Here is a 24,396-nt window from a genome sequence, read left to right on the forward strand (position 1 = left end):
ATGTCGACAATCATCATGTCCCAATGCTGGATGCTGCAGGGACTGAGCGTTACCCAGAAAGCTGTACTGATCTCACTGGCTGACCAAGCCAGCGACGATGGCGTGTGCTGGCCTGCGGTCGGCACGGTGGCCAGGCGCTGCTGCATGTCCGAGCGCGCAGTGCGCAGTGCAATGGACCACCTCGAGCAAGTGGGGCTTGTTGCGCGTGAGCGCAGGTTCAACAGCAGCTCGGTCTACAAAGTGACGCCTGCAGCGTATCGCCCTGCCACCGAAGCGGGGACGGGTAGACGCAAGTCTGCAAACACCCGACCCCCTGCACCTGACGCAGGAGGTGCGCCCCGTGCAGGGGATGCACCGGGCGCAGGGGATGCAGGAAATGCAGGGGGTGAACCAGATGCCGGAGGGGCTGCGCCCGCTGCCGGTCTGGGGCTGCACGGGGCGCCGGACCCCCTGCACCAGGTGCCGCCTAACCATCAACTAACCATCATTGAACCGTCAGGAGAACCGCAAGTTGCGCCGCCGGCGGCGCCGCGCACCAAGGCGGAGATCAAGGCCGAACAAGAGGCAGAGCTGCAAGCTGCCTGCAAAGCGACTTGGGCTGCCTACCGACAGGCCTACTCCCAGCGATACGGCGTGCCACCGGTTCGAAACGAGAAGGTCAGCTCGCAGATGAAGGAGTTTGTGCGGCGTATTGGCCGCGGCGAAGCTCCCGAGGTGGCGGCCTGGTACGTGCAAGCGATCAACGAAGCGTGGGTGGTCAAGGCGTGCCATGACGTCGGCTCGCTGCTCAGTCGCGCCGAGGCATACCGCACCCAATGGGCCACCGGCCGGGCGATTACTTCGACCGAGGCAACGCACGCCGACAAGACGCAGTCCAACGCAACGGCTGCCGATCAGGCCATCGCCATTCTGCGACAGAAGGATGCTGCCAATGCTTAATCAGGCGGAGCAGGAAGAGCTGGCCCGGCAGCTGGTGGCAACGGCTGAGGTGATGGGGGACGAAGCACGGCCCAACGTGGTTGCCTTGATGGTCAGGGAGCTGGCTGCTCATCCCTTGGCTGCGCTGGACAAAGCTCTGGCCACCTGCAGGCGCGAGCTGAAGGGGCGTTTGTCGCTCGCATCAATCTTGGAGCGGATCGACGACGGCCACCCCGCGCCCAATGAGGCCTGGGCGATCGCGCTTCCGGCGGCGGACGAGCGGAATACGGTCATCTGGACAGCTGAGATCCAATCAGCGTGGGCTGCATGCCTGCCGCTGGTGCAGGCGGGCGACAAGATTGCCGGCCGCCTGGCGTTCATAGAGGCCTATACCCGCCAGTTGAAAGAGGCGCGCGCGCAGAGCCGCCGCGGGTTATTCCAGCCGTCAATGGGTTTCGACCTCGATGGGCGTAGTGCCGCGATCGAGCATGCCCAGGCGCTGGGCCTGTTGTCGGCTGAAGCAGCACAACCTCACCTGCAGCTGCCCTCGGCCTCCCCGCAGGTCCTGGCGCGAATTGAAGAGCTCAAGCAAGAGCTCGGTACCGAGGCTGCACCATGAGCCGCGCGCTGCCCCGCATTGTGTTGGAGCTGAAGCCTGTCTCGGTACCGCCCGTCGAAGCCGGTTGGCATGTCTGCTACGGCTACGGGATGAAACCGCTGGTGCTCTATGCCTCAAAGGGCCAAACCGTATGGCGGGAAGGTGCGCGGCGAATCCCCATCACGCATTACGCCGGGCCGCTTCCGGAGGGCAAATGATCAATCAAGATGAGCTGAGGCAGTACCACCGGCATGCCACCATGTATGTGCTGCAGTCGAGCCAGGGCATGACTGCGGCCGAGGCACATGAAGCTGTCACCGGCTTGGCGTTGGCCAAGGGGCATCCGAAGGAATGCGCGTCTATCAGCCCAGCTGGCGTGGCGGGGATTCTGCGTACCCTGCAGAACGAAGGGGCTGCCGAGCGCGGTTCTGCACGTCCAAACACGCGGCACGGGCGAAGCGAGCCGACGTGGAGGTTGCAGGCTGGCTCGCCACCGATCCAGTCGCCCAGTGCACCTGGTGGGAGATCGGGCGCCAGCGCCGGTGCTTCTGGTGGTCAGGATCCACTGGCACACCTATCGCGCGACCAGCTGATGGCCATGATTCTGGTGGGCGACGAGCTGTCTGCTGCTACGGCACGATTCCAAGCGGAAGTCGAAGGTATCAAGGACCGCGCACGGGTGATTCTCGCGGGCGGAGTGCTGTCTTGAGCAATCGCAGTCTCCGATTTAGCAGCGTTGCAGACATGCCAGCAGGCATGCGCGCGCTGTTTGAAGGCAAGGGCGCCCAACGTCCTGTTGAAGTGGATCCAGCTCCGTCGGCTCCACCGAAGCGGGCGAAGTACGGCAACAAAATCACCTTGGTCGACGGCATCCGATTCGATTCGAAGAAGGAAGCGACCTACTACGAGCAGCTGAAGCTGCGGCAGCGCGGCGGTGAAGTGCACTTCTGGCTCCGTCAGGTGCCGGTGCATCTGCCGGGCGGTACCAAGTACGTCCTGGACTTCGTCGTGTTCCTGAAGAGCGGTGAAGTGCAGTTCGTCGACGTGAAGGGACGCGAGACCAAGGAGTTCAGGATCAAGAAGCGTGAGGTCGAGCATCACTATCCCTTCCGGATCCTGCTTGCATGAGCGCCGTCGACCTGACCCAGATTCCTCTCGAGCAGCTGCTGCAGGAGCTAGCCCGCCGCGCTGGCGGAGCGTATCAGCCGGCAGGCAAGGCAGGCATGCGCCACGAAACGAAGGAGGCGTGGGCAGCGGCACAGGCGGCTAAGTACCTGAAGAAGCACGACGCTGAGTTTGACCCCAGTGTGCGTGCGTCGCTCTTGGGCGAAGTTGCGAAATACAAGCGCCTCGAGGCGCGCTACAAGCTGCAGAGGATCTGACATGGCACGCAACAAGATCAAAGCCGAGCCATGGGCGGACGAGGGCAGGGATCCGCTCGAGCTTATCGCTCGACTGTTGGTGGGCGGCTGCTACCGCATCCCGATTGAGGGGCGCGGTACCACCGCGCCGCTCGGTAGCGCCGACATCGCTGGGGCTGTCGCGTTCATGTCTGATCCACTGGAGAAGCACACTGCGCTCGCCGTGGCCACACGGGCCGAGGGTGCTGCGCTGGCTCGGCTGTCGTTGATGGCTTACTCGCGCATAGCCGTGGTGGTGAATGATGCCAGGCCGCGGCCTCTGGATCTGTCTGTGGCTTCCGATCGGTGGCGCTTACGCCTGGTGATCTACGACGCCACCCATGAGTTGGTATGGCCGGAGCACCGGCAGCCGTGGGCGGTGTTGGCGAAGGCGGCCAAGATGCGTAGGACGAACTATTGCGACGCCCATCGCTGCGCTACTTCAGTGCTGCAAGCCGCCCTCAATGACGGACGGCGTGAGTTTCATGGGCGGCTGTTTGCTCGTCAGTGACGTAGAGAGAGAAAGGGTGAAACCAATCGGGTCACCTTTCCGAGAGCATTTGCTAGGTTCTCCTGGTTTCTCAGGATATCCCTGCGAAGATGCATTCGTTCAGAAGGATTGTCGGCGTGCGTCAGGTCGATCAGCTGACTTGAGACTGTCCGGGCCAGCTTAGCTACTTCAATATGGACGAATTGGGCCGTCGCTTCCTCAAAAAGCCAGGCCATCTCGCGACCAATTCGATCTATCTCCAAATAATCCGTTGTTCCGAAGTTGCTAACCTCGTCCATGTCGACGAGGAGAACAGCGGTCAACTTGTGGACGTGCTCAACGAGCTCGCGGTATGCGCCGAATCGGCGGTCGAATAAGTCGGCTTTCAGTTTCTTACGCGCGGTCTGCCACTGCTGGTAAGCGATGTAGCCAACCATTGCGGCCATTCCGACCTGTGCAATGGCCGTGAACAGTTTGATCTGCAAGTCGGTCATGCCGAGTACGGTTTCCATTCCTGTTTCCCCTGTTGTCCTGATGCGATGGTAGCTGCGGTTGTTAAGGTTTGTTAGGGGGTCGCAGGTTTTGAGAATGGGAGAGGCGTTTTGTTACTTTGTATCCGCAGTTGTTCCGCATGAGGAAGAAAATCTCCTCATGAGGAACCGCAGTTGCAACGGGACCGATTGAGCCCTCATATTCCCCAACGTGGGCGCAGGTGTGAGCAGGGCGCCCAAACACATTGAGGCCGCTGGTTGACCGGGATTGGAGTCCGCGGTTGGCCCGCGGCCTCAACCGTTTGCGGGGTAGAGCAGTCCGGCAGCTCGGCGGTCTCATAAGCCGCAGGTCGCGCGTTCGAATCGCGCCCCCGCTACCACTACGCCGGTTATCACATCCAACAGCACCAGCTGCAGGCGAAAGCCTGTAGGCCTGCCGTGAGGCACGCTGCTGGTTCCCGTCGAAGCACGAGCCTTGGGGGCTCGGTCGGGCTGGTGGGTGTGCCGGCACCACAAGAGGCAGTGACATGGCATTCGTGCTGAGCAAGCGCAGCTTGCAGCGGCTGGAAGGCGTGCACCCGGATCTGGTCAAGGTCGTGAAGCGCGCAATCCAGCTGACGCCGGTGGACTTCACTGTCCTGGAAGGCCTGCGTGCCTTGGAGCGGCAGAAGCAGCTGGTTGCTGCCGGAGCTTCCAAGACCATGAACTCCCGTCACCTGACCGGCCACGCCGTTGATCTCGGCGCGTACGTCGCCGGCGAAGTGCGCTGGGACTGGCCGCTCTATCACCAGGTTGCAGCGGCAGTGAAGCTAGCAGCAGCCGAGCTCAAGGTACCGATCGAATGGGGCGGCGATTGGCGCACGTTCAAGGACGGCCCGCACTTTCAGTTGCCGTTTGCCAGCTACCCGAAGTGACCGAGGACAGGGGATGAAACTCGAATCTGCAGCTGCAGCCGCAAAGGTGCTGGCGACTGGCGGCGCATCCGCAGGCCTGTTTGGTTTGACGCCGTGGGGTTGGGCCGCAGCGCTGATCGGCGCTGCGATGTCCTACTACTTCGAGCCGGAGCAAACGCCGGACAAGGCGTTGAAGATCGCGTTCGGCATCTTCGCAATGGCGTTCTTCGCCGGCACAGCCGCGGTGCTGTTGCCACATGTGCCTTGGTTCGGCATCGGTGAAGCCGCAGCCAAAGCACCACCTGAAGCGCTGGCCGGTGCACTTGGCCTGTCGATCCGGTTTCTGTGGGAACAGGGTCGGCGCTGGCTGGGCTCAGCCAAGAAGCCGGCGGCTGGGAGCTGATCATGCAGATCCTGCTGGTGTCGCTGTTCGTACTTGGCGCTGCTGCAACGATTCTGGCCACCTTGGCCAGCAGCATCATGAGCGTAAGGCCCCGCTGCATTTGCGGGCATGCGCGGCAGGTGGCCAGGCTCTGCGTTGTTGCCGCTTGCGCGCTCGCCATTGCCAGGGCTTTGACAGCACCCGCCACGGTCGTCGGTGACCAGGTCCTGTTGGTGCTGGCCTTGGCAGCAATCATGGGCCTGCGTGCGAGATCTGAAGCACACCGCCAAAACGGCAGGCCCTGCTGATGGCCTTCGCCGATCGTTGGGCTGCCTGGTGGGCAGCGTGGAAGTGGGTGCTGCTGCTGGCCGTGTTCCTGGTCATGTCGGTTTGGCTGAACGTCCATCAGTACGGCAGCAAGCGTGAAGCCGCGGCCGATGCTCGGGCCAAGGCTTTCGCGCAAGCGCTGACAGCCACCGGCGAGGTGGCCAAGCAAGCAACCAAGGACAGCGACCAGCTGCTCGACAGGCTGGAACAGATCGCCCAGCGCGGTGAAAGGACGCGGGTTGTCTACCGCGATGCAGCTGCAGCGCAGCCGCTCGCTGAGAACTGTGCCCCGGGTCAGGCCCGGGTCGATGCCATCAATGAGGGCCTTGGGCCCCAAAGCGAGAAGCGATGAATCAGGAACAGCACGAGAGGTTCGGCGAAGCGCAGATTGAGCAGGCCCAGGCCTACACCTTCTCCGAGCGCTGCAAGGCACTCATGTACGTTGCGTTTGGCCTGACGGCAATTGCATTCGGCACCGTGGCGGTGCTGTCGTGAGCCGTTGTCTGACGCTGGCGGATCTCGAGGCTGAGATCGCCAGCAAGTTCTTCTTTAACGCCAACCACGGTGTGCTCGGATCACGGCCTGGCTTTGAATCGCCGGGCCAGCTCCCGGATATCCCGGAGGGATTTTCCCGCCTGACCTTTTGCGTGCTGACGCTGCACAACGGTCACCGCGAGATTGGTGTCAACTACGGCCCGGTTGATCCTGCTGGCTTCAGCGAGGCAGATGCGCAGCGTTATGCCTACGAAGACGCCATCGGCAAACTGTGGAACCCGCTGGGTTTCCGGCTGCGCGATGAACTGCACCGCGCAGGGAGTGTCGTATGAGCGGCGGGGTCTCCCTTGGCAGGATTGTGCATTACGTCCTGAGCCAGGAGGACGCCTTCAAGATCAACGGTCGGCGTACCAACGGTGCGGCGATCCAGGACAGGATCCTCGAGGACAGGTGGCCGATTGGCGCGCAGGCGCATATCGGCAACAGGGTCGCTCCCGGCGACGTGCTGCCAGCCGTGGTCGTGAGGGTTCTGCCCGGCGAGCAGGCGAACCTGCAGGTGTTCCTGGACGGCAATGACGTGTTCTGGGCGACCACAAGGGCGGAAGCTGCGCCTGGTCGCACCGAGCCGGGCCGCTGGCACTGGCCGGTGCGCGGCTGACATGCGCCTGGCCGTTCTATCCGTTGTGCTGCTCCTCCTGACAGGGTGGGGCAGCTGCAGCACGAAGCCCGAGTCGGTACCCGCACTGTGCGATGCGCAGTGCTTCCGGCCGTGCGTGAGTGAGGGCGAGGACACCGGCGTTCGTGTTTTCGGCGATCCAGCAGCGGCGAGCACGTGGGACGAGATCGGCGGCGATGTGAACCAGCAGCTGGCTAACCGGCTGCGCCAGTGCGATGTGCGCCGTAAGGCCTGCGAGCAGTGCCTGCAGCGGCTAGACAAGCAAGACGTCATTCAACTTTGAGCGCCAAGGGCGCATATCAGGAGAACCGAACGATGAATCACAATTCCACGGCAGGCCTCGCGGATCCCAAGGCGGCCAGCAAGGTTGATCAGGCAATTATCGACATCGACAACCTTTCCGCCGAGTTGAACAGCATGGCCGGTCTGTTCGAGCGCGAACTTCAGCCGATTCTGACGTCCGCAGCGCCGGAGGCTGGTGCAACTGGCATCGAAGCCAACCACGAGTCCGAGACCGAGTTGCTGACCAAGCTTCACGCACAGCGCCGCCGCTTGGACGCTCTGCTGAGCCGGTTCCGCCAGCTGCGGGCGCGCGTGAGCATCTGATGCAATGAGCAGGACACCGGCCAGTTTCAACCTCCAGGTGGTGCGCGGCGCCACCTGGGAGGATGACTTCCAGTACCAGGACGACAGCGGGGTGCCGTTTGACCTTACGGGGTACGAGGCCCGCATGCAGGTGCGGACACTGGATGGTCGGTACGGGCTGACGGATGCCGAGACGCTGGTGCTCGAGCTGTCCACCACCGGTGGAGGTCTGTCGGTACCGGAGCCCACCGAAGGCCGGGTGGTACTGCTGGTGGAGGCGGCCAATACCGTCGTGCTCAACCCCGACAACCTGAAGAAGAACAAGCTGGCCTACAGCTTGGAGCTTTATAGGCCGGGTGGACCCGGGCTGGAGTACGTGATCCCGCTGGTCGAAGGGTCGATCAGCGTACGCGGCGAGGTCACGCGCTGATGCCGGTGATCGTGTCGAATGGTGGCGCACCGCGCGTGGTCGTCGTGGCGAAGCGCTCGATCGCGGGAATCAGTGCGGCGAGCACCGACGCGGTGGTGGTCGATAGGCCGGTGCCGGTGGCAACGACCAAGGCTGACACCCGTGCGGTGGAGATTGTCGGCAAGGGTGGGCAAGGCCCGGCCGGGCCCATTGGACCGCCCGGTCCAGCAGGTGGCGACGTTGTTGTGCTGCCGGCGGCGGCTGACCTTGGCGGTCACCGCGTGGTGCGTAGCACTGGCGGCTTCGTCGGCTATGCCGATGCCTACGACCAAGACCACGGCGACGACGTGCTTGGCGTCACCCTGGGTGCGGCTACAGCTGGCGACGATGTGCAGGTACAGCTCGCCGGCGTGATCAATGAGCCGTCTTGGGCATGGACCCCCGAAGAGCCGATCTTCGCTGGCACCGACGGCATCCCCACACAGTCACCGCCCACCGACGCGGCATTCTTGCTGGTGATCGGGTTCGCGATCACCAGCACCAGCATGCGCGTGCGCATCGAATCCCCCATCTACACGGACAACTGAACCATGGCCGCTCCCCGTTTCCTCGCAAACATTCTTGGGCGCAATAGGATGGTCGCCACCGTCGCCGCGTCCGGCGGCGCTGCCGATGCGGAGAAGGTGCCGTCGACCAATGCCAGCGGCGTACTGGATCCTTCGCTGCTCAACGCCGCGACCAGTGGCGCAAACAAGATCCCGATTCTGGGCGCAGACGGACGCTTGGATCCAACGACCATGCCTGCCGGCATCGGCCAGGACGCGAAGACCCTGCAGGCGTCTGAGGCGTTGGCCGCGGGCAATATCGTCAGCGTCTGGAACGATGCCGGTACCGCCAAGGCGCGCAAGGCTGACGCGACGGCCGAGGGCAAGGAAGGCGTGGGCTTTGTACTGGCTGCTGTCACCAGTGCGGCCAATGCGACCGTGTTCTTTGAAGGGCGCATCACTGGCCTGTCCGGTCTGACCGGTGGCGCGCGCTACTATCTGTCGGCAGCAACACCAGGCGCCTTGGTGCTGGCCGCGAACCTGCCGACGGGAGCCGGCAGCGTGATCCAGTACATCGGCACGGCGGTATCGGCGACCGAGCTGGACTTCGAGCCCGGCGAGCCGGTGACGGTTGCCTGAGATGGCGGTTCGTCGTCCGCTCGTCCTGATAGCGGGTCGAAAGAAGGAGATTCCGGTAGGCGACACGATCTCTTGGTCGCTGCTTTCGGACGTGCCGCAGTACACGGACGCTTGGGGGGCTATCAGCCCGACATCCAAGGCCGATACGGCGAGCTCGTTCCTCCTGCGTGGCATCATTCCGGCGTCGGTAGACCTCAATACCTACACTGATACAGGGATCTTCCATCAACCCTCCAACGCCAATGCGGCGAGCGGGTCGAACTACCCCGTATCGCTCGCGGGCGAGCTGACGGTCTATACCGAAGGGGCGATGACCTACCAGACCTATCGCCGCTACGGCGCGGTGCTGGCGATATTCCATCGCAATTTCTACAACGGGACGTGGTATCCCTGGTCGAACGACTGGAACAGCGCCAACTTCGACCCGGCCGGCAAGGCCAGCGTTGTTCATGGCCACGCGATCAGTGAGGTAGGTGGGCTACAGACTTCTCTGGATGGGAAGATCGCCGCTGGCACGACCTTCGCGGATGCCTTCTCTTCACTCCCAACGTACTACCCGCCCAACAGTAGCTTCGACGCAAACAGTCTGATGCCGGGCCAAAAGGCACTGGTTTCAACCACGGGCAACACGAACTTGCCGGTGGTTTCGGGGATTATCTTCTGGTACATCGAGTGCAAGAACACCTACCAGGCAGGCGGTCCCCAGCGATTCCAGATCGCTCACTCGTACAGCAACGCCCCGGCCATGTGCATTCGCAATCTCCAGGGCGGGAACTGGCAGCCATGGCGTCGTCTGGCGACTGAAAATGACCTGAGCAACATCCCGACTCAAACCGGTGACCTGCTGGTCAGCAAGACCAGCTCGATCATCGGTGTTGGAATCTCTGGTGGACGGAATGGCGGTATTGCGAACTTTGCCAATGACGGTATCGGCGACGTTGCCCTTTTCTCTGAGCATGCGGGTGGCCGCGTCCGTCTGCGCCCCGATGGTCGCCTGAGTCCCACAGGGGAGCTTCAGTGCACAACCACCGGTTTCACCTGGAACGGCAATGTGGGGTACCACGCGGCCAACCACGGAACCGCAGGAGATCCGCATCCCCAGTACGCAACGAAGGGGGATGGCTCCAAGTCAGGGTTCTTGAGATCAGATGGAACCTATACCAACGAGCTGGAGAACAACGGCGACCAGCGATTCATCATGCGTGCGGCCTCGGAAACACTTGTTCCCAACTTCACCGGGCAGCGAGCGCGCGGAACAATCATCGCTCCATCCGCAGTGGTCGCCACGGACACGTTGATGCTGTTTGTTGCGGGGGGCTGGAATGGCGCTGAATACAAGGTCAGTGCTCGCGTTCGCATGCGGGCCGAAGAGGCCTATACCACCAGCGTCTCTGGATCGGGACTTGTGTTCGAAGCAACTCCAATTGGATCGAACGTTGTAGTTGTTCGAGGCCGGTACGATGGGTTCGGTCACTTCCTCCCCGGCGCTGACAATACGCAGAACGCGGGCGCTGCGTCGGCGCGCTTCAAAGAGTTCTTCGGGGGCACAAGCCCAATCAACACATCCGACGCGCGGTTCAAGACGCCGGTTCGAGCGATGACCGACCAGGAGATCGCAGCGGCCATTGCATTGGGCGCTGAGCTCGGTGTGTACCAGTGGTTGGACGCTATTGAAGAGAAAGGCGAGGGCGATGCGCGTCTACACCCGGGCCTGACCGTGCAGAGGGCCATCGAGGTGATGGCATCCCACGGGCTCGACCCGATGCGCTATGGCTTCATCTGCTACGACGAGTGGCCGGAGCTCCCGGAGATACTGAACTGCTGGCCCTTCCAGCCACGTGTGGTGGATGACTTCGGTGACCTGGTGCGCGAGCAGGTGGATGCAGGTGTGGAGGTGGTGCAGGAGTACCGCGCCGCCGGCGACCTCTATAGCTTCCGCATGGCGCTGCTGCTGGCTTTCATTGCCGCCGGCGAGCGTGCCGCAAGGTTGGTAGCACAGGCGAACATTGAATCGCGTCTGGCCGCGGCAGAGCAGGCGCTGGGGCTCGGGGCGTAAGAGTGGCGAAGATAGATACCGAGACCGGCCTGCTGGACCAGCAGCGCCGATTCGCCGACGAGTACCTGCTCGACTTCAACGGCCGGGCAGCCTATGAGCGTGCTGGATACAAAGCCCGCGGCGCGTCGGCGGATGCGGCTGCAGCCAGGCTGCTTTGCAACACGAAGCTTCAGGCCTATCTGGCCAGGCGAAAGGAAGCCCTGATCGCATCAACCAAAGTGGATCAGGAGGCGGTCCTGCAACGCCTGGCGTACATGGCACTGGGGGACATCCGGTGCCTGTTCAACGCCCAAGGCAACCTCAAGCCTATGTCTGAGCTGACCGCTGAGGAGGCGAGTTTGCTGCAGGGTGTCGAGATCTTCGAGGAGTTCGAGGGGCGCGGGGAGGATCGGGAGCAGGTCGGCTTCACCAAGAAGGTCAAGTTTGTGAGTCGGCTGGACGCGGTGAAGACCCTCGGCCAGCACTTCGGCATGTTCTCGAAGAAGGTGGAGCACAGCGGGCCGGGTGGCGGTCCCATCCCTGTACACCAGCAGTTGGGCAATTTGCTCGAGGCAATGGATGGATCCGACACCGGTACAGGTCCTGCCAGCTCTCGGGGACGGTAACCGGTGACCGAGCTGACGGATCAGGAAGCGAGCCGCTTCCTCGAGAAACTGTCTGACCGCTGGTGGCGCCTCAACAACCTGTACTACATCACCGACAAGTACGGTCGGAAGGTGCTGTTCAAGGTGAACGAGGTGCAGGCCGACCTCGACGACAACCTGCACACGCTCAACCTGGTGCTGAAGTCTAGACAGCACGGCATCACCACCTGGGCATGCATACGCGCCCTGGACATGGCGCTGTTCAAGAAGAACACGCAGGCCGGCGTGGTAGCTCACACGGCTGGCGACGCGGCCAAGTTCTTTCGAAAGAAGGTGCTGTATGCCTACGACAACCTGCCGGACTGGTTGAAGGCTGTTCGACCAGCTGTTCGCCGCGACATGCGCGACGGTGTGCTGGAGCTTGCCAACGGGTCGAGCATCGAAGTGTCGGTGTCGCATCGTGGCGGTACGCTGACCTTCCTGCACATCTCCGAGTACGGCCCGCTGTGTGCACAGCGGCCAGAGGCAGCGCAGGAAGTGTCGTCCGGCGCATTGAACGCGATCGCGCCTGGCAACATCGTGATCATCGAATCGACCGCCTATGGTGCGTCGGGCGATTTCTACGATCGTTGCCAGACAGCGATGGAGCTGGACAGACAGGTTCGCGCCGGCACCGCGAAGCTCACGGTGATGGACTACAAGTTCCATTTCTATCCGTGGTTCAGGGATCCGATCAACGAACTGGACCCTGAGGGGGTTCAGCTCGGTGCGGAAGACGAGCTCTACTTCGCCAAGGTAGAGGCGGAGATGAACTACAAGCTCTCTGACCGTCAGAAGGCTTGGTACGTCAAGAAGGCCGGTGATCAGCGCGACAAGATGAAGCGCGAGCACCCGTCGACACCGGAGGAGGCCTTCGAGGCGTCAACCGAGGGCGCTTACTACGGTAAGGAGATGGCCGCGGCGACAAACGAAGGGCGGATCACCTCGCTGCCGATCAACCCGGCAGTGCCGATCCACACTTTCTGGGACATCGGCCGCAGCGACACAACGGTCATCTGGTTCATGCAGGAAAACGGCCCGTGGCTGGACTTCGTCGACTACTACGAAAACTCGGGCTTTGGTGTCTCGCACTACGCCAAGGTGTTGAAGGAGCGCGGCTACCTGTACGGCAAGCACTACTGGCCACACGATGGCGCCAATGAAGACTGGTCGGCCAACGAGAACCGGGTCCAGGTGGCAAACAAACTGGGCATCAAGCCAATCATCGTGGTGCCGCGGATTGATGACATCACCGAGGGCATCGACATGGTGCGCAACATGCTGCCTCGGTGTCGCTTCGACAAGACGCGCTGCGGCCCGCCCAAGGCAGGGAACGGGCGAGGTGGCCTCGAGGGCCTGCGCCGGTACCACAAGGCATGGAACGACAAGACCGAGACCTTCTCGGACATGCCCAAGCATGACTGGGCATCGAATCCGGCCGACGGCTTCCGTCAGGCCGCCCAGGGATACGTCAGCAGCACGGGGCGCCGAGTTGGCGAGAGCCGAGCGCTGAACAACGACAACTGGAGAACCGCATGACCGTTTCAGCGCGCGAGCGTAATCACCCCACCAAAGAGGAGCTCGAGGAGCTGCTCGGCATGCTGCTGGCCGCAGCCGAAGAGGGCCAGCTTGTAAGCCTGACTTTCATGTTGAGGCGCGGACCGGATGAAACGATGGTCGATTACCGCGGCTGCCAAGAGTTCACCGAGCTGGCCACGCGCACGGTGCGGGAACGGATCGCCCAGGAGGTTCGTTTCACCGACCCGTTGATCGCGCAGCGGATCCAAGCGGACCTCATGCGGGAGCGCCACTGATGCAGGACGAGCAGATCACCCTGCATATCCAGCAGGCGCGGTCGTACGCCCGCTACCTGCCCGGTGGGGAAAAGCACGGCACCGTGGTCGAGGACCATGTGCTGTCGGTCGACGAGGCTGCTGCGGCAGTCCGTGAAGAGCTCGACGCTGCCCTGCAGCTGCTTGGTGCGCGTGCATGAGCCTGCAGCTGGCTCCTGAGGGGTTCGTCTGGTGCGGCAAGAAGGGCGACCTCACGCTTTACCTTACCCACATCACCCGCGACGGGGATGACGACGCAGCGTTGTACATCCGCAACGAGAACCGCCGCATCGCCACCGAGGACCCCATCACAGGAGGTCCCGCCACCGGTTGCCCGGCTTATGTGGTGCCGTTCAGGGACTTCTGGGTGTTCCGACCCGAGGACCGTGATCGCGGGGGCATGCACCGGATCGAAGACATGACCTCGCGCCTGGCCAACGCTGCGGCTGCGCTCTATGGCATCGATGCCGCTCCCTATCGGCACCGGATTCACGACGCGATCCTTGAGTTCTGCGACGACGTGAAGAACCTGCGTCCGCCGGACGAGAAGACCCGCGAGCAGTGGCTGGCCGAGATGAGCCGGCTCGGCATGACCGTCAAGATCAACGGACAGGCGGTGAACTGATGCAGACCATCGAAAACGTCCGCAGCCAGCCGGCGCATGTGCCGGGCATGGTCGACTTTGCCTCGGAAGCGCCGCCAGAGGCGCCTGAGCACTATCTCGATTCGCGCGAGTCGCGGCGGATCCACGCCAAGGTGCTGGACTACTACTACTCGGCGCTGGATGCGCACCTGGACAACCGGCTCGAGCAGATGCTCGACTACGATTTCTATGACCACATCCAATGGTCTGACGCCGATCGGCAGGTTCTGGCCGCGCGCCACCAGGCGCCGCTGACCTACAACAAGATCAAGATGGCCCTGGACTGGGTTATCGGTACCGAGCGTCGGACCCGCATCGATGGGGTGGTGCACCCGCGCTCGGAGGACGACGTCGAGCTGGCCACCGTCAAGGGCGAGCTGCTCAAGTACCTGAGCGACACCAACCGCGTGCCGTGGGAGCGATCGTTGGCGTTCAAGGACGCTGCGATCGCTGGTTGTGGCTGGACTGAAGAGTCGATCCGCACCGACCGCTCAGACGAGCCGGTGATGGTCAACCACGTGCCGTGGCGCCAGATGCGCCGTGATCCGTGCAGCCGTGCGCTGGATCTGAAGGATTGCAGGTTCGTAATCCGTGAGAAGTTTGCGGACCTCGACTACGCCGAGGCGATGTTCCCGGAGCGGGTCGCGATCGTGAACCGGGCGGCGCGCGATCATTTCGATGGCGACGACGCGGGGTGGGAAGACGAGATCGATCTGCCGCAGGTCTTTCGTCGATACGACAGCCGTGGCCATGAAGTCAGTGGGCGAAGGATTACCGGCCGCACCTCACTGGATACGCGCAGTCGCTTGCGCGTGCGGCTGCTTGAATGCTGGTTCCGCAAGCCCGTCACGCACAGGCGGATCTGGGGGGGCGACTTTCGAGGGGAGCGGTTCGACCCTGCCAACCAGCAGCACGCCGATGCCCAAGCTGAGATGGCCGCCTCGAGCTCGGAAATCTACTCGATCACGGACGCAGTGGTCGAAGAAATGTGGTGCGCCATCTTCACGGAAGAGGGTCTCCTGCAGCTCAAGCGCAGCCCCTTCGCGCACGGCAACTTCCCGTACACCCCGTACTGGTGCTATCGCCGCAATCGCGATGGTATGGAGTACGGCTTGGTCCGGGGCGTCCGTGACTCGCAGGAAGATCTGAACAAGCGCATGAGCAAGCTCCTGTGGGCGCTCAGCACCAATCAGCTGTTCTACGAGGCAGGCTCGATCGACGAGGATCGTATCGAAGAGGTGAAGCGCGAGCTGGCCAAGCCGAACGGCGTGATTCCGCTGCAGTCCGGCGGCCTGCAGCGAATCAAAGTCGAGCGCAACCTGGATGTCGCCGAGGCCCAGATCCAGCTGCTGGAGCTCGACGCAGCCCACATCCATGACGGCATGGGCGTCAATCGGGAAATGCTGGGCCGAGAGACCAACGCCGCTAGCGGCCGGGCCATCTTGGCCAAGCAGCAAGAAGGCGCGGTTTCGACGGCCGAGCTGTTCGATAACTATCGTCTGGGTATCCAGATCAGCGGCGAGAAGCAGCTGTCGCTGACCGAGCAGTTCATGACCGAGGAGCGGCAGTTCCGCATTGTGGGCGAGCAGAAGGGCGTGGACTGGAGGGCGATCAACCAGGTGCGCTTGGACACGCTGAACAACGTCTGGGTGGTCGACAACGACATCAGCCGCAATCACGCCGACTTCGTTGTCGACCAGCAGGACTTCCGCGAGACGATGCGTCAGGCCTTCGCCGAGCAGTTCTTCGACATGCTGGGCAAGCTGCCGCCGGATATGTCCATCCAGCTGCTCGACTTGGCTTTCGACATGATCGATATGCCGGGTAAGGACGAGGTGGTCAAGCGGATCCGCAAGATCACCGGCCAGGGCGAGGACGAGATCGACCCGAACAGCCCGGAAGCCATGGCTCGCAACCAGGCCGAGCAGCAAGAGCGGGACGTAGCGCTGCGCGAGCGCATGGCCAAGGTTGGCCTGGACGAAGCCAAGCGCGAGGAAATCATGGCCAAGGTCAAGAACCTGCAGCTCAAGTCGAAGGGCGACGCGCTCAATCTCGCTGAGCTCCTCGAAGTTTTACTCCCACTTGCTCCAGCGGCTGACCGCTTGATGAGCACCCAATCCCAAGAGGAAAACGCGCATGTCGCAGCCTGATCAGAACGCGGCTTTGGCCGCAAACGAGTTTGAGCCTACCGACGCCGAGCGCCAGTTGCTCGATGAGGCTGCAGCTGCTGCAGCTGCCGAAGCTGCGCAGGGCGCAACCGGTAGCGTGCCGGCGGTTGCTGAGGGTGCGGCGGCCGCCGCCGGCGCCGTTGACACTGCTGGCACTGCTGGCGCCGCGCCGACCGATGGCAGTGCAGCTGCCGCCGATCCAGCAGCCGCTGCAGCAGCCGCTGCTGCTGCAGCAAACCCAGAGCCGGCGGCTGTGCAGTCGCCGCCGGCCGCTGCGGCGGCGCCGGCCCACTTCGTTCCGACCTACACCCCGGAATCGCGCGATTTCAAGACCGAGATCTCTGGTATCAACCAGCAGCTGGTTGAGCTCAAAGCGAAGTACAAGGCTGGCGACGTCGAGGACGACCAGTACGAAGATCTGTATGAGCAGCTACGCGATCAGCGGAGCGTGCTCGAGCGCGCCCAGGATCGTGCCGAAATCACGGCCCAGCTGAACCAGCAGAACTCGGATCAGTCCTGGGCGTACTTGCAGCGCCAGTTCCTCAGCGATCCCCAGAACGCGGTGATCGCCGCCAGTCCGCTGCTGTTCTCCGCGTGGGCAACCGCCATGGAGGTGGTAGTGAACGATGCGGCGGTGGCCAACGTCCAGCTGACGGACTGGGATGTCCTGACGAAGGCGCGCGAAGAGCTGGTAAAGGCGGGGATGTTGGGTGTGGCAGCTGCGGCGAATCAGCCGGCGGCACCGGTGCCCGACAAGCCCAATCGCGCCGCACCGATCCATCAGGTACCGCAGACGCTGAGCTCGGTACCGGCCGCTGCCGATCCGTCTTCCCGTGCCACTGTCGATGCTGCCGCTGAGCAGAGCATCGAGGACCTCGAGGCGTATCTGGCCAGCAAGCCAGAAGCGGAGCGCGACCGGATCCTGAAGGATCTGCCGGGCCAGTTCGCGGACGACTGAGGCGCCAATGCCCAAGCTGCACACCACGCTCGAGCCAGGTGACGTCCTGCTGATACCAGCAGGATCCGGGGCCGCCATTACCTTCATCGAGAAGAGCGGACGGCGGTCGCGTGTGATCGTCGAATCGAACGAGCCGGTGACCGTGACGAGAGCCAGCAACGCTCCAGCGCAGCAGTCACCAGAGCGGCTGGTGCCAAGACGACCTATGCCCAACAGGGCCTGAAATTTCTGAATACCTGCGCAGCAGTGCGGGTCAACGACGAAGGCGCAGAAGTGCCGTGATCTCCCAAGGAGAAGCAACATGGCACAGACGATTGTGGGTCTGAACGACCCGAAAGCCCGGAAGTTGTGGTCCGCAGACCTGATGGTTTCGGTTTCCAAGAGCTCCTACTGGACTCGCAAGATGATGGGCAAGGGGTCGGAGACCTCGTTGCCGGTCATGCTGCAGACCGATCTGGAGCAGGAAGCCGGCGACACCATCAGCTACGACCTGTCGGTCCAGCTGTCCGGCGGTGTGATCGAAGGCGACGCGAAGGCGGAGGGCAAGGGCGAGAAGCTCGACTTCTTCACCGACAAGGTCTTCATTGACCAGGCGCGTAAGCCCGTGAGCTGCGGCGGCCGCATGAGTCGCAAGCGCACCGTCCACGACCTGCGTAAGGTCGGCCGCAACCGCCTCACCGAGTTCTGGGCGCGCTTCTACGACGAGCTGTTCTTCATGTACGGCTCTGGCTCCCGCGGCATCAATGAGGACTACAACGTCCCGTTGAACTACGCCGGGCGTGCGTTCAACAGCTTCGAGGCGCCCGATAGCGATCACATCCTGTTTGGCGACGGCAGCAGCAAGGCCTCGCTGACCAGCGCGGGCAAGATGAGCCGCGTGTTGATCGAGCGTGCCAACACCAAGGCCGCGTCGCAGGGCGGTGGTTCCACGCAGGTGGCGGAGATCCAGCCGATCACCATCGCCGGCGGTGAGCACTTCGTGGTGGTAATGCACCCGTTCCAGGCGCATGACCTGAAGACGTCCACGGACGCGGGCAACTGGCTCGACATCCAGAAGGCTGCAGCCGCGGCTGAAGGTGCGAGCAACCCGATTTTCAAGGACAACTTGGGCATGATCGGTAACACGATCCTGCACAAGCACAAGTCGGTGGTGCGCTTCAACGACTTCGGTGCGGGCAACAACGTGGCAGCGGCCCGTGCGCTGTTCTTGGGTCGCCAGGCGTTGGTGCTGGCGTTTGGCTCGCCCGGCAACGGCCTGCGTTTCGACTGGTCCGAGGTGCCGTTGGATCACGGCAACGACATCGAGATCTGCGCCGGCGCGATCTTTGGCATCAAGAAGACCCGCTTCAACGGCAAGGACTTCGGGACGATCGCCCTGGATACCGCCGCGGCGAACCCGAACCCGGTCTAACCCCCTTTCCATTCGCTGCCCACGGACGGGCGGCGGTGGATCCTGTTCTCTGAAGGAGAAGCAACATGGCAACGAAACTCGCGATTGGCCGCAACAGCGGTGCGGCTGCGCCGGCCGCCGGCCTGCTGGTGGTCAACGACTTCAGCTGGCCGGTCGAAGCTGGCGCGAACAATGACCTGGTCCTTGTCGGCGAGCTGCCGGCCTTCCACAAACTCCATACCCAGGGCAGCGGCCTGTTCGCCAAGCTGGATGCCGGCGGCAAGCTGGCAGCGCAGAACGTCAGCATCTACGTCCCGGATGCTCCCGATGGTGCGGCAACCGCCGACAACACCATCCTCGCTGCTACCGCAGTCGTGGCGGACACTGCCGCGTTCGTACCGCTGACCAGCCATCTGGTGAGCGAGGCGATCGGTTCCCGCCCGGTCAACCGTCCGGTCTACATCAAGCTGGGCACCGCGCCGGCAACTGGCCAGGGCGAGTTGATCGTGCGCCTGGCCACGTTCACCGGCTGATAGCACCGTCCGCCAACCCACAGAAGGGCCCGCACTCGCGGGCCCTTCTGCTTTCGGAGTACCAACAATGTTGATCGCATGCCGTTTCAAGCGCCCCAACGCCCCTGTCGACTTGGGCGACAAGGTCTATTTCTTCAAGCCCGTGGATCCGGCAAACGCCGATTCCGAGCACGTCTCGGTGGTGGAGGACAACAACCACATTCAGCGCCTCCTGCAGATTCCCGAGGCGTACTACATCGCCGTGACCGAGCTGCCGCCGACCGTGGCCAAGCCCGTGGCGCCGGCGCCCGCGTCGACGCCGGTCCAGACGGATGCAGGTGCAGGCACCGCCAGCGTGCCGCCGGCAAACGACTTGACCGGTGAGAAAATCGGCGAGGGCGAGGGTAGCAGCCAGAACCGTCTTCCCAAGGAGCTGCAGGAGCAGGGCGAAGCGCTCAACGGCTTGAGCTGGCAGGCGCTGCAGGCCCAGCTCAAGAAGGGCGGTATCGAGAAGGCTGTCATCAAGGTGGCCTTGGACATCGAGCTGGCCAAGCCGGAAGCCGATCAGCGCGGAACCACCTTGAAGTTCCTCACAGCGGCGCTCGAGGACTGATATGGAAGCTCGCACGCTTCGGCAGCTGATCGAGGATTGCCGCGAGGACCTCGACGACAAAGTCGGGCCTTTCCTCTGGTCCGATGAGCTTCTGACCAAGCACCTCAACGAGGCGGTCGAGGAAGCGTGCATCAGGGCCCGGCTGCTTGTGGAGAGCAGTCGGGCTGATATTTGCCGGATTACACTGCAACCGGGTCGGGCCGAATACCCTCTGCACCCCTCGATAATCGTCGTCCGGCGGGCAGTGCTTGTTGCCGACGGGCAGGCCAGGCCGCTGGCGCGCACGACATCTGCCGCGCTCGACGGCCATTGCCGAGACTGGCGCGAGGAGCAAGGGCGGCCCGAGTACCTGGTGCGCGACCGCCAAACCCGATCGATTGCTCTTTCGCCCATCCCCCGCGAGCCTTCGGAGCTGCTGCTTACCGTGTGGCGCACACCCACCGCCGACGAAGTGATGGAGGGGGATGACGACGAGCCGGTCATCGATTCGATCCATCACCGCAAGCTGATTCATTGGGCTTGCGCCCGGGCCTTTATGAAGAAGGACGCGGAAAGGTCCAGCCCACAAGAGGCTGCGATGCAGATGGGCGTGTTTGAAGAGTATTTCGGCCCGCGCCCGACAGCCCGCGCGCTGCAGGAGCTGTCGATCGATCCCGTCACCGGCACACAGCCGAACTGGTTCTGACCAATGAACATTCGCGAGGAAGACCTGCCAAAGGCTGGGCCTTGGCCAAGTGGCATCAACAATCTAGCCCCCGAGGGCAGTCTCCCTGCAGACGAGAACGGCCGCCCAATAGCGTTCCGTGAGGCAGACAACGTTGACCTAACCAAGGAGGGTCGCGTAAGTCGTCGACAGGGATATGAGGCTTGCTACGCAGGCAGTTTGGTCCATTCACTGTGGAGCGATGATGCGCTGGGCTTCGCTCTGTTCGTCGATCGGGGCCAGCTACATTCGATGGATACTGATGAGCGCGCGACCAGTCTTGGGGTGGAAATTGGCGACCTCCCGCTGAGCTATAGCCTCGTCGGGGACAAGGTGTTTTTCAGCAACCGCAGCGCATGTGGAATGCTCACGGTGTTGGATCGTGAGGTGCATGAATGGGGTGCGCCGGCCACACCAGCGGTTCCGCCGTTCGACGTACTCGATGGGTACGGCCTTCCTGCAGGGCTCTATCAGGTGGTCATCACCATGACCGATGCGCTGGGGCGCGAATCTGGTGCTGAGCGCGCCGTGCAGGTACAGCTTTCCGACATGCAGGGACTTCTGCTCAGCGGACTGCCGATCACTGCCTCAGTCAACGTCTACCTGAGTGGTCCGAACGACCAGGTACTGCGCCTTGCTGTTCGATTGCCCAAAGGCACACCGTCTTACCTTCTGGCCGGGCCAGCAGACGGCATCAGGTTGGCCACTGCGTTACTCGACCCTATGCCGCCGGGCCAGCTCACCCGATTGGCTGGGGGCCGGCACTGGGTCGCCGATGGCCGCACGCTGCGCTGGTCGCCCCCATTTCGCTTTGGAATGACGGATCTAGCCCATAACCTGATCCGCTTCGACAACACCATCGACCTTCTGGAGATCGTTGGTGATGCTGGTCAAGGAGCCGGGGTCTATGTCGCCGCCGGCAAGCGCACATATTTTCTGAATGGTTTCGATCCAGCCAGCTTCAGCCCCGTGTCCGCTCACTCCGCAGGCGCAGTGCCGGGCACGAGCGTGGTGGTGCCAGGGCAGTCGATCGGGATGGAAAGGGATGTCGACTACACCATCTGGCTGTCGCGGAAGGGTAGCTACGTTATCGGCCTACCAGGGGGGGCGATCACTGCGATCAATGCTGGTCAGGCAGCGGTCGACGACGCGGCGCACGGCGCGTCATTGTTCGCGCAGCGTGGCGGCAATCAGCAGGTCATAACAACGCTGCGCGGCCCTCGTACGCAAGGTCTAGCTATCAAAGACAGGGCGGTGGCGCATGTCATCCACGTTGATCGTTGAAGGCGAGCGTGCGCAAGCGCGCATGAAGATCTGCCAAGCATGCCCATTCGCCGTGGGCGGCAAGACCAAGAAGTTCATCTGCTCCAAGTGCGGCTGCGTGCTTGCGGGCAAAACACGACTCGCCGGGGCGCAGTGTCCCGAGGGCAAATGGTAACCACCTGGAGCAAGCGACTATGACCCCCGTAAACAGAGCACTGGCCAGCGACGCTATGCGTGCCCTGGCCAATCGCAAAGCCGAAATCACTGAGTCGGGGCTGTTCATCCCTGGCGCGAACATGATTGCTTTCGGCCACTTCTCAGCCGCCTACGCCCCACCGGGTGAGGACTTCGGTCCGCGCACCATTGGCGCCAATCGAGTGGTGAACGAGGGCCTGATCCATGCCCTGAACCTGATCGGCAACCACATTGCGCCGGTGGGGCATTATCTGGCTCCGTTCACCGGCGACGTGGCCGTTTCCCCCAACTGGAAGGGCAGCACGTTCGCTACATCGGCCACCGAGTTCACCGCTTACACCAACGCTACCCGCGTTCCGTGGACCACGGTACAAGCAAGTGGTGCTGCACAGCTGAGCAATGCAGCAGCTTTGGCTGCAGCGACCATCACCTTCAGCGCGGGTGGTCCGTACACCATCCGAGGTATTGGCCTGCTTACCAGTTCGGGCAAGGGCAGCACCACAGGCGGTCTCTTCGCCGCAAGCCGCTTTGCGGATGACCTAGCCGGCATGACGGGTGGGGGCAAGTTGTCCTTGCAGTACGACCTGTCGGCCGTGGACGAAGGCGACGTCTAATGGCGGGTCGGTATGTCGGCGAGATGCAGGTTCGTGTCGCTGGCGATCGTGACTCGGCGCCTGCGTACCTGCCAGCGGCCCGTCTGTTGATGGGGAGCGTGCTGGAGCAGGCAAGGGTCAACAACCTGGGGACGCATCTCCTGCGCCAGCAGCTCGACGATGGAGCGGTCCTGTTGGCCGAGAAGGTCGGCGGCATCAATCGCGTGACGATCACCCCGCCCCCGCGAGGGGGCAGGGATCGACCTGTGCGCGTGTTCGACGACATCGTGGCAACAGCTGGCGTTGCCGAATGGTCTGGGGGCGTAATGGCGTTTCCGCCAGTAATCCTGTCGCATGACGCCGATTTGCGGTGGAAGCCTTACTTCGCTTCATCAAGTGCGAGGGGATATTACGATGGGGCTGGCACGTACAAGGATGCGTTCACCCTGGCGAAAGAGAATGCGGACAGCTTGCGTGTAGGCAATACGGCTTACGCAAACCCAGATGGCGTTGTAGTCACATGGGTCAGCAGCTCGCCGTTCTTGACGGAGCCGTCGCGCAACCCGAACGCCGCGTTCGGCAATACGGTGTTCTGCGTAGGGAAAGCGTTGCTGTATGTGCGTGACGACAAGGCCCAGCAGGTAGGCGACTATCTGCATATCCTGTCGGCGGCTATCGACGACGGCCAACTGCTTGTGCTCGTCGCTAACTTGGAGCCGATGGTCTTCGACCCGCGGCCAGCAACGCCGGAACGGAACTACGATGCTTGGGCATCCCCTATCTACAGCGACATCGCGCATGAAACGGCGCTGTTCCGCTTCAAGCTGACCGTCGAAACTGACGCCGTCACCTTCCAGAGCTACTACCGCACCGACTACGAATCAGAGGAACGTCTTTGGTCCGGCAGTCTGGTCCGTGGGTATAACCGTTGGACGTTCGATCCGGCGACCAAGGCCTTCGTGAGCGTCCAACTGCCGGAGAATCCAACGCTCGTCTACAGGAATACGTCGCTGGGCGACTTCGGCCCTGCCGAACCGCTGAGCAGTGCCGAGCAGATTTTCCGGGTGTCGTCGACAGGCCTCACCACTTCCCCGGCAGGCGAGGTGGTGTTTGAGGCTGCTGGGCTGCAGATGCGGCTTGAGATGAGCGGTGCGCAAGGTGACTACGTGGTGCCGTCCCGGCGCATCCCGGCGCTGCGCCGGTCGCACGATGCCATCAGCGATACGCGCACATATAACGTGGTCATGCACGCCGACCTGGCCAATGACCGCTACGTGCTGTGCAAGCGTGAGTTTGTCGCGGCCGTGGACGGCCCTTCGGTGCGGTACACCGAAACCTGCCGCTACTCGGTGATTGATGCCGGCGTGGAGGAAGAGTTCGGTGACACGTTCACTGCCGAGGCAAGAGTTGGCGACCTAGCGAACTACACCGAGGCCATCAGCGTCTACCTCGCTGACGTGGTGGCAAGCGGCTCGGGCATCGCCCGTCTGTGTCACTCAGCGTGCGGACACGTCGGCGGCATGGTGATGATGGTGCTGGACAATCCGATGTCCACGTTGTGGCACAGCGGCTACACGGTCTACGGCGTGCGTGCGGGCGCAATGGGCTACACCGACATCAGCCGCGACGTTATGGACGAGCCGCCCGAGTGGGACTTTACCGCCTACTTCGGAATCGGCGAAGACTCGGGGCCGCAGGTGGACTACGGCCTGGTCACCGTCTACGTCAATCAAACGGCGACCAGCTCCGAATACTCCCTTTCCGCGCACTCGTCTGTCGCGGGGAGCTACCTAACGTCTGGGAGTATTCCAGCGCTGCTGAACGGCGCATTCGATATCCACATGTTCTACCTGGCCCCGCTTGGGAAACCACTCATGACACAGAAGCGAGAGCGCCCCGCATGACCACGCTCTACTCCACAGGTTTTGTTGAGCGCCGCAATATGGGAGCGGCATTCGCTGACCTCTTCAAGTTCGGCACCATCGAGATCTACACCGGG

At 62.8% G+C, this 24,396-nt stretch carries 35 protein-coding genes and 1 tRNA gene; 35 read left to right on the forward strand and 1 reads right to left on the reverse strand.

Going from position 1 to position 24,396, the window contains the following annotated elements:
* Genes ACVOLR_RS04840 through ACVOLR_RS04870 form a run of 7 tightly spaced genes read left to right on the forward strand, consistent with a single transcriptional unit; the run spans position 1 to position 3,427 of the window.
* A complete protein-coding gene (locus tag ACVOLR_RS04840; RefSeq protein WP_481535425.1) occupies positions 1-939 on the forward strand; it encodes a helix-turn-helix domain-containing protein in 939 nt (312 codons plus the stop codon).
* A complete protein-coding gene (locus ACVOLR_RS04845) occupies positions 932-1,537 on the forward strand; it encodes a hypothetical protein (protein WP_481535426.1) in 606 nt (201 codons plus the stop codon). The genes ACVOLR_RS04840 and ACVOLR_RS04845 overlap by 8 nt, the downstream gene beginning before the upstream one ends.
* Positions 1,534-1,734 carry a hypothetical protein gene (locus tag ACVOLR_RS04850; RefSeq protein WP_481535427.1) on the forward strand — a complete coding sequence of 67 codons (201 nt, stop codon included), beginning with the start codon at positions 1,534-1,536 and terminating at the stop codon, positions 1,732-1,734. Before ACVOLR_RS04845 ends, ACVOLR_RS04850 begins: the two co-directional genes overlap by 4 nt.
* Complete coding sequence (locus tag ACVOLR_RS04855) at positions 1,731-2,225, forward strand: hypothetical protein (RefSeq protein ID WP_481535428.1); 495 nt, start codon at positions 1,731-1,733, stop codon at positions 2,223-2,225. Before ACVOLR_RS04850 ends, ACVOLR_RS04855 begins: the two co-directional genes overlap by 4 nt.
* Complete coding sequence (locus tag ACVOLR_RS04860) at positions 2,222-2,644, forward strand: DUF1064 domain-containing protein (protein ID WP_481535429.1); 423 nt, start codon at positions 2,222-2,224, stop codon at positions 2,642-2,644. The genes ACVOLR_RS04855 and ACVOLR_RS04860 overlap by 4 nt, the downstream gene beginning before the upstream one ends.
* Entirely contained in the window at positions 2,641-2,898 is a 258-nt protein-coding gene (locus ACVOLR_RS04865; RefSeq protein WP_481535430.1) for a hypothetical protein, read from the forward strand. Before ACVOLR_RS04860 ends, ACVOLR_RS04865 begins: the two co-directional genes overlap by 4 nt.
* Before the next feature lies 1 nt (position 2,899).
* Positions 2,900-3,427: a hypothetical protein gene (locus tag ACVOLR_RS04870; protein ID WP_481535431.1), complete on the forward strand. Its 528-nt coding sequence runs from the start codon at positions 2,900-2,902 to the stop codon at positions 3,425-3,427.
* Here the strand turns inward: ACVOLR_RS04870 and ACVOLR_RS04875 are convergent.
* Complete coding sequence (locus tag ACVOLR_RS04875) at positions 3,421-3,918, reverse strand: hypothetical protein (RefSeq protein WP_481535432.1); 498 nt, start codon at positions 3,916-3,918, stop codon at positions 3,421-3,423. The two genes, ACVOLR_RS04870 and ACVOLR_RS04875, sit on opposite strands and share 7 nt — an antisense overlap.
* A gap of 282 nt (positions 3,919-4,200) precedes the next feature.
* Here ACVOLR_RS04875 and ACVOLR_RS04880 point away from each other — a divergent pair.
* The 28 genes from ACVOLR_RS04880 to ACVOLR_RS05015 all read left to right on the forward strand — a co-directional run bounded on the left by ACVOLR_RS04880 (position 4,201) and on the right by ACVOLR_RS05015 (position 24,301).
* Positions 4,201-4,277: transfer RNA gene (locus ACVOLR_RS04880), tRNA-Met, on the forward strand.
* A gap of 147 nt (positions 4,278-4,424) precedes the next feature.
* A complete protein-coding gene (locus ACVOLR_RS04885) occupies positions 4,425-4,811 on the forward strand; it encodes a M15 family metallopeptidase (RefSeq protein WP_481535433.1) in 387 nt (128 codons plus the stop codon).
* A gap of 13 nt (positions 4,812-4,824) precedes the next feature.
* On the forward strand, positions 4,825-5,193 hold the full coding sequence (locus ACVOLR_RS04890; RefSeq protein WP_481535434.1) for a hypothetical protein: 369 nt from the start codon (positions 4,825-4,827) through the stop codon (positions 5,191-5,193).
* A gap of 2 nt (positions 5,194-5,195) precedes the next feature.
* Positions 5,196-5,480 carry a hypothetical protein gene (locus ACVOLR_RS04895; RefSeq protein WP_481535435.1) on the forward strand — a complete coding sequence of 95 codons (285 nt, stop codon included), beginning with the start codon at positions 5,196-5,198 and terminating at the stop codon, positions 5,478-5,480.
* Between the two features lie 47 nt (positions 5,481-5,527).
* Positions 5,528-5,851, forward strand: coding sequence for a hypothetical protein (locus ACVOLR_RS04900; protein ID WP_481535436.1), 324 nt, complete (start codon positions 5,528-5,530; stop codon positions 5,849-5,851).
* On the forward strand, positions 5,848-5,994 hold the full coding sequence (locus ACVOLR_RS04905) for a hypothetical protein (protein ID WP_481535437.1): 147 nt from the start codon (positions 5,848-5,850) through the stop codon (positions 5,992-5,994). Before ACVOLR_RS04900 ends, ACVOLR_RS04905 begins: the two co-directional genes overlap by 4 nt.
* Entirely contained in the window at positions 5,991-6,326 is a 336-nt protein-coding gene (locus ACVOLR_RS04910) for a Gp49 family protein (RefSeq protein ID WP_481535438.1), read from the forward strand. The genes ACVOLR_RS04905 and ACVOLR_RS04910 overlap by 4 nt, the downstream gene beginning before the upstream one ends.
* Positions 6,323-6,652: a hypothetical protein gene (locus ACVOLR_RS04915; protein WP_481535439.1), complete on the forward strand. Its 330-nt coding sequence runs from the start codon at positions 6,323-6,325 to the stop codon at positions 6,650-6,652. Before ACVOLR_RS04910 ends, ACVOLR_RS04915 begins: the two co-directional genes overlap by 4 nt.
* Position 6,653: 1 nt before the next feature.
* Positions 6,654-6,953, forward strand: coding sequence for a hypothetical protein (locus ACVOLR_RS04920; RefSeq protein WP_481535440.1), 300 nt, complete (start codon positions 6,654-6,656; stop codon positions 6,951-6,953).
* A 32-nt stretch (positions 6,954-6,985) separates the two neighbouring features.
* Positions 6,986-7,276: a hypothetical protein gene (locus ACVOLR_RS04925; RefSeq protein ID WP_481535441.1), complete on the forward strand. Its 291-nt coding sequence runs from the start codon at positions 6,986-6,988 to the stop codon at positions 7,274-7,276.
* Between the two features lie 4 nt (positions 7,277-7,280).
* Entirely contained in the window at positions 7,281-7,685 is a 405-nt protein-coding gene (locus ACVOLR_RS04930; RefSeq protein WP_481535442.1) for a hypothetical protein, read from the forward strand.
* Positions 7,685-8,251, forward strand: a complete 567-nt coding sequence (locus tag ACVOLR_RS04935; RefSeq protein ID WP_481535443.1) for a hypothetical protein — start codon at positions 7,685-7,687, stop codon at positions 8,249-8,251. The genes ACVOLR_RS04930 and ACVOLR_RS04935 overlap by 1 nt, the downstream gene beginning before the upstream one ends.
* A 3-nt stretch (positions 8,252-8,254) precedes the next feature.
* On the forward strand, positions 8,255-8,848 hold the full coding sequence (locus ACVOLR_RS04940) for a hypothetical protein (protein WP_481535444.1): 594 nt from the start codon (positions 8,255-8,257) through the stop codon (positions 8,846-8,848).
* Between the two features lies 1 nt (position 8,849).
* Positions 8,850-10,904 (forward strand): tail fiber domain-containing protein, encoded by a 2,055-nt coding sequence (locus ACVOLR_RS04945; RefSeq protein WP_481535445.1) that lies wholly within the window; start codon positions 8,850-8,852, stop codon positions 10,902-10,904.
* Between the two features lie 2 nt (positions 10,905-10,906).
* Complete coding sequence (locus ACVOLR_RS04950) at positions 10,907-11,509, forward strand: terminase small subunit (protein WP_481535446.1); 603 nt, start codon at positions 10,907-10,909, stop codon at positions 11,507-11,509.
* Positions 11,510-11,512: 3 nt separating this feature from the next.
* A complete protein-coding gene (locus ACVOLR_RS04955) occupies positions 11,513-13,066 on the forward strand; it encodes a DNA packaging protein (RefSeq protein ID WP_481535447.1) in 1,554 nt (517 codons plus the stop codon).
* Entirely contained in the window at positions 13,063-13,341 is a 279-nt protein-coding gene (locus tag ACVOLR_RS04960; RefSeq protein WP_481535448.1) for a hypothetical protein, read from the forward strand. Before ACVOLR_RS04955 ends, ACVOLR_RS04960 begins: the two co-directional genes overlap by 4 nt.
* Positions 13,341-13,520, forward strand: a complete 180-nt coding sequence (locus ACVOLR_RS04965) for a hypothetical protein (protein WP_481535449.1) — start codon at positions 13,341-13,343, stop codon at positions 13,518-13,520. Before ACVOLR_RS04960 ends, ACVOLR_RS04965 begins: the two co-directional genes overlap by 1 nt.
* Positions 13,517-13,984 (forward strand): hypothetical protein, encoded by a 468-nt coding sequence (locus ACVOLR_RS04970; RefSeq protein ID WP_481535450.1) that lies wholly within the window; start codon positions 13,517-13,519, stop codon positions 13,982-13,984. The genes ACVOLR_RS04965 and ACVOLR_RS04970 overlap by 4 nt, the downstream gene beginning before the upstream one ends.
* Positions 13,984-16,152 carry a portal protein gene (locus ACVOLR_RS04975; RefSeq protein WP_481535451.1) on the forward strand — a complete coding sequence of 723 codons (2,169 nt, stop codon included), beginning with the start codon at positions 13,984-13,986 and terminating at the stop codon, positions 16,150-16,152. Before ACVOLR_RS04970 ends, ACVOLR_RS04975 begins: the two co-directional genes overlap by 1 nt.
* Positions 16,139-17,128, forward strand: coding sequence for a hypothetical protein (locus ACVOLR_RS04980; protein WP_481535452.1), 990 nt, complete (start codon positions 16,139-16,141; stop codon positions 17,126-17,128). Before ACVOLR_RS04975 ends, ACVOLR_RS04980 begins: the two co-directional genes overlap by 14 nt.
* A 301-nt stretch (positions 17,129-17,429) precedes the next feature.
* The gene (locus ACVOLR_RS04985; RefSeq protein ID WP_481535453.1) at positions 17,430-18,539 is read left to right on the forward strand and encodes a N4-gp56 family major capsid protein; all 1,110 of its coding nucleotides are present in this window, start codon (positions 17,430-17,432) and stop codon (positions 18,537-18,539) included.
* Positions 18,540-18,604: 65 nt separating this feature from the next.
* A complete protein-coding gene (locus ACVOLR_RS04990) occupies positions 18,605-19,051 on the forward strand; it encodes a hypothetical protein (protein WP_481535454.1) in 447 nt (148 codons plus the stop codon).
* Between the two features lie 67 nt (positions 19,052-19,118).
* Positions 19,119-19,643 carry a hypothetical protein gene (locus tag ACVOLR_RS04995; RefSeq protein WP_481535455.1) on the forward strand — a complete coding sequence of 175 codons (525 nt, stop codon included), beginning with the start codon at positions 19,119-19,121 and terminating at the stop codon, positions 19,641-19,643.
* 1 nt (position 19,644) lies between these two features.
* Positions 19,645-20,328, forward strand: a complete 684-nt coding sequence (locus ACVOLR_RS05000) for a phage adaptor protein (protein ID WP_481535456.1) — start codon at positions 19,645-19,647, stop codon at positions 20,326-20,328.
* A 198-nt stretch (positions 20,329-20,526) separates the two neighbouring features.
* Positions 20,527-21,630, forward strand: a complete 1,104-nt coding sequence (locus ACVOLR_RS05005) for a hypothetical protein (protein WP_481535457.1) — start codon at positions 20,527-20,529, stop codon at positions 21,628-21,630.
* Positions 21,631-21,803: 173 nt separating this feature from the next.
* The gene (locus ACVOLR_RS05010) at positions 21,804-22,418 is read left to right on the forward strand and encodes a hypothetical protein (RefSeq protein ID WP_481535458.1); all 615 of its coding nucleotides are present in this window, start codon (positions 21,804-21,806) and stop codon (positions 22,416-22,418) included.
* Positions 22,418-24,301 carry a hypothetical protein gene (locus tag ACVOLR_RS05015; protein ID WP_481535459.1) on the forward strand — a complete coding sequence of 628 codons (1,884 nt, stop codon included), beginning with the start codon at positions 22,418-22,420 and terminating at the stop codon, positions 24,299-24,301. The genes ACVOLR_RS05010 and ACVOLR_RS05015 overlap by 1 nt, the downstream gene beginning before the upstream one ends.
* The last annotated feature ends 95 nt before the right edge of the window (positions 24,302-24,396 follow it).

It is taken from the genome of Stenotrophomonas sp. STEN030 (genome assembly GCF_056759995.1).

Bases quoted from the DNA above. Each gene is read 5' to 3' on its own strand.
- ACVOLR_RS04840 (WP_481535425.1), top strand. From the start codon at position 1: ATGTCGACAATCATCATGTCCCAATGCTGGATGCTGCAGGGACTGAGC.
- ACVOLR_RS04845 (WP_481535426.1), top strand. From the start codon at position 932: ATGCTTAATCAGGCGGAGCAGGAAGAGCTGGCCCGGCAGCTGGTGGCA.
- ACVOLR_RS04850 (WP_481535427.1), top strand. From the start codon at position 1,534: ATGAGCCGCGCGCTGCCCCGCATTGTGTTGGAGCTGAAGCCTGTCTCG.
- ACVOLR_RS04855 (WP_481535428.1), top strand. From the start codon at position 1,731: ATGATCAATCAAGATGAGCTGAGGCAGTACCACCGGCATGCCACCATG.
- ACVOLR_RS04865 (WP_481535430.1), top strand. From the start codon at position 2,641: ATGAGCGCCGTCGACCTGACCCAGATTCCTCTCGAGCAGCTGCTGCAG.
- ACVOLR_RS04870 (WP_481535431.1), top strand. From the start codon at position 2,900: ATGGCACGCAACAAGATCAAAGCCGAGCCATGGGCGGACGAGGGCAGG.
- ACVOLR_RS04875 (WP_481535432.1), bottom strand. From the start codon at position 3,918: ATGGAAACCGTACTCGGCATGACCGACTTGCAGATCAAACTGTTCACG.
- ACVOLR_RS04885 (WP_481535433.1), top strand. From the start codon at position 4,425: ATGGCATTCGTGCTGAGCAAGCGCAGCTTGCAGCGGCTGGAAGGCGTG.
- ACVOLR_RS04890 (WP_481535434.1), top strand. From the start codon at position 4,825: ATGAAACTCGAATCTGCAGCTGCAGCCGCAAAGGTGCTGGCGACTGGC.
- ACVOLR_RS04895 (WP_481535435.1), top strand. From the start codon at position 5,196: ATGCAGATCCTGCTGGTGTCGCTGTTCGTACTTGGCGCTGCTGCAACG.
- ACVOLR_RS04905 (WP_481535437.1), top strand. From the start codon at position 5,848: ATGAATCAGGAACAGCACGAGAGGTTCGGCGAAGCGCAGATTGAGCAG.
- ACVOLR_RS04915 (WP_481535439.1), top strand. From the start codon at position 6,323: ATGAGCGGCGGGGTCTCCCTTGGCAGGATTGTGCATTACGTCCTGAGC.
- ACVOLR_RS04920 (WP_481535440.1), top strand. From the start codon at position 6,654: ATGCGCCTGGCCGTTCTATCCGTTGTGCTGCTCCTCCTGACAGGGTGG.
- ACVOLR_RS04925 (WP_481535441.1), top strand. From the start codon at position 6,986: ATGAATCACAATTCCACGGCAGGCCTCGCGGATCCCAAGGCGGCCAGC.
- ACVOLR_RS04930 (WP_481535442.1), top strand. From the start codon at position 7,281: ATGAGCAGGACACCGGCCAGTTTCAACCTCCAGGTGGTGCGCGGCGCC.
- ACVOLR_RS04935 (WP_481535443.1), top strand. From the start codon at position 7,685: ATGCCGGTGATCGTGTCGAATGGTGGCGCACCGCGCGTGGTCGTCGTG.
- ACVOLR_RS04940 (WP_481535444.1), top strand. From the start codon at position 8,255: ATGGCCGCTCCCCGTTTCCTCGCAAACATTCTTGGGCGCAATAGGATG.
- ACVOLR_RS04945 (WP_481535445.1), top strand. From the start codon at position 8,850: ATGGCGGTTCGTCGTCCGCTCGTCCTGATAGCGGGTCGAAAGAAGGAG.
- ACVOLR_RS04960 (WP_481535448.1), top strand. From the start codon at position 13,063: ATGACCGTTTCAGCGCGCGAGCGTAATCACCCCACCAAAGAGGAGCTC.
- ACVOLR_RS04965 (WP_481535449.1), top strand. From the start codon at position 13,341: ATGCAGGACGAGCAGATCACCCTGCATATCCAGCAGGCGCGGTCGTAC.
- ACVOLR_RS04970 (WP_481535450.1), top strand. From the start codon at position 13,517: ATGAGCCTGCAGCTGGCTCCTGAGGGGTTCGTCTGGTGCGGCAAGAAG.
- ACVOLR_RS04975 (WP_481535451.1), top strand. From the start codon at position 13,984: ATGCAGACCATCGAAAACGTCCGCAGCCAGCCGGCGCATGTGCCGGGC.
- ACVOLR_RS04980 (WP_481535452.1), top strand. From the start codon at position 16,139: ATGTCGCAGCCTGATCAGAACGCGGCTTTGGCCGCAAACGAGTTTGAG.
- ACVOLR_RS04985 (WP_481535453.1), top strand. From the start codon at position 17,430: ATGGCACAGACGATTGTGGGTCTGAACGACCCGAAAGCCCGGAAGTTG.
- ACVOLR_RS04990 (WP_481535454.1), top strand. From the start codon at position 18,605: ATGGCAACGAAACTCGCGATTGGCCGCAACAGCGGTGCGGCTGCGCCG.
- ACVOLR_RS04995 (WP_481535455.1), top strand. From the start codon at position 19,119: ATGTTGATCGCATGCCGTTTCAAGCGCCCCAACGCCCCTGTCGACTTG.
- ACVOLR_RS05000 (WP_481535456.1), top strand. From the start codon at position 19,645: ATGGAAGCTCGCACGCTTCGGCAGCTGATCGAGGATTGCCGCGAGGAC.
- ACVOLR_RS05010 (WP_481535458.1), top strand. From the start codon at position 21,804: ATGACCCCCGTAAACAGAGCACTGGCCAGCGACGCTATGCGTGCCCTG.
- ACVOLR_RS05015 (WP_481535459.1), top strand. From the start codon at position 22,418: ATGGCGGGTCGGTATGTCGGCGAGATGCAGGTTCGTGTCGCTGGCGAT.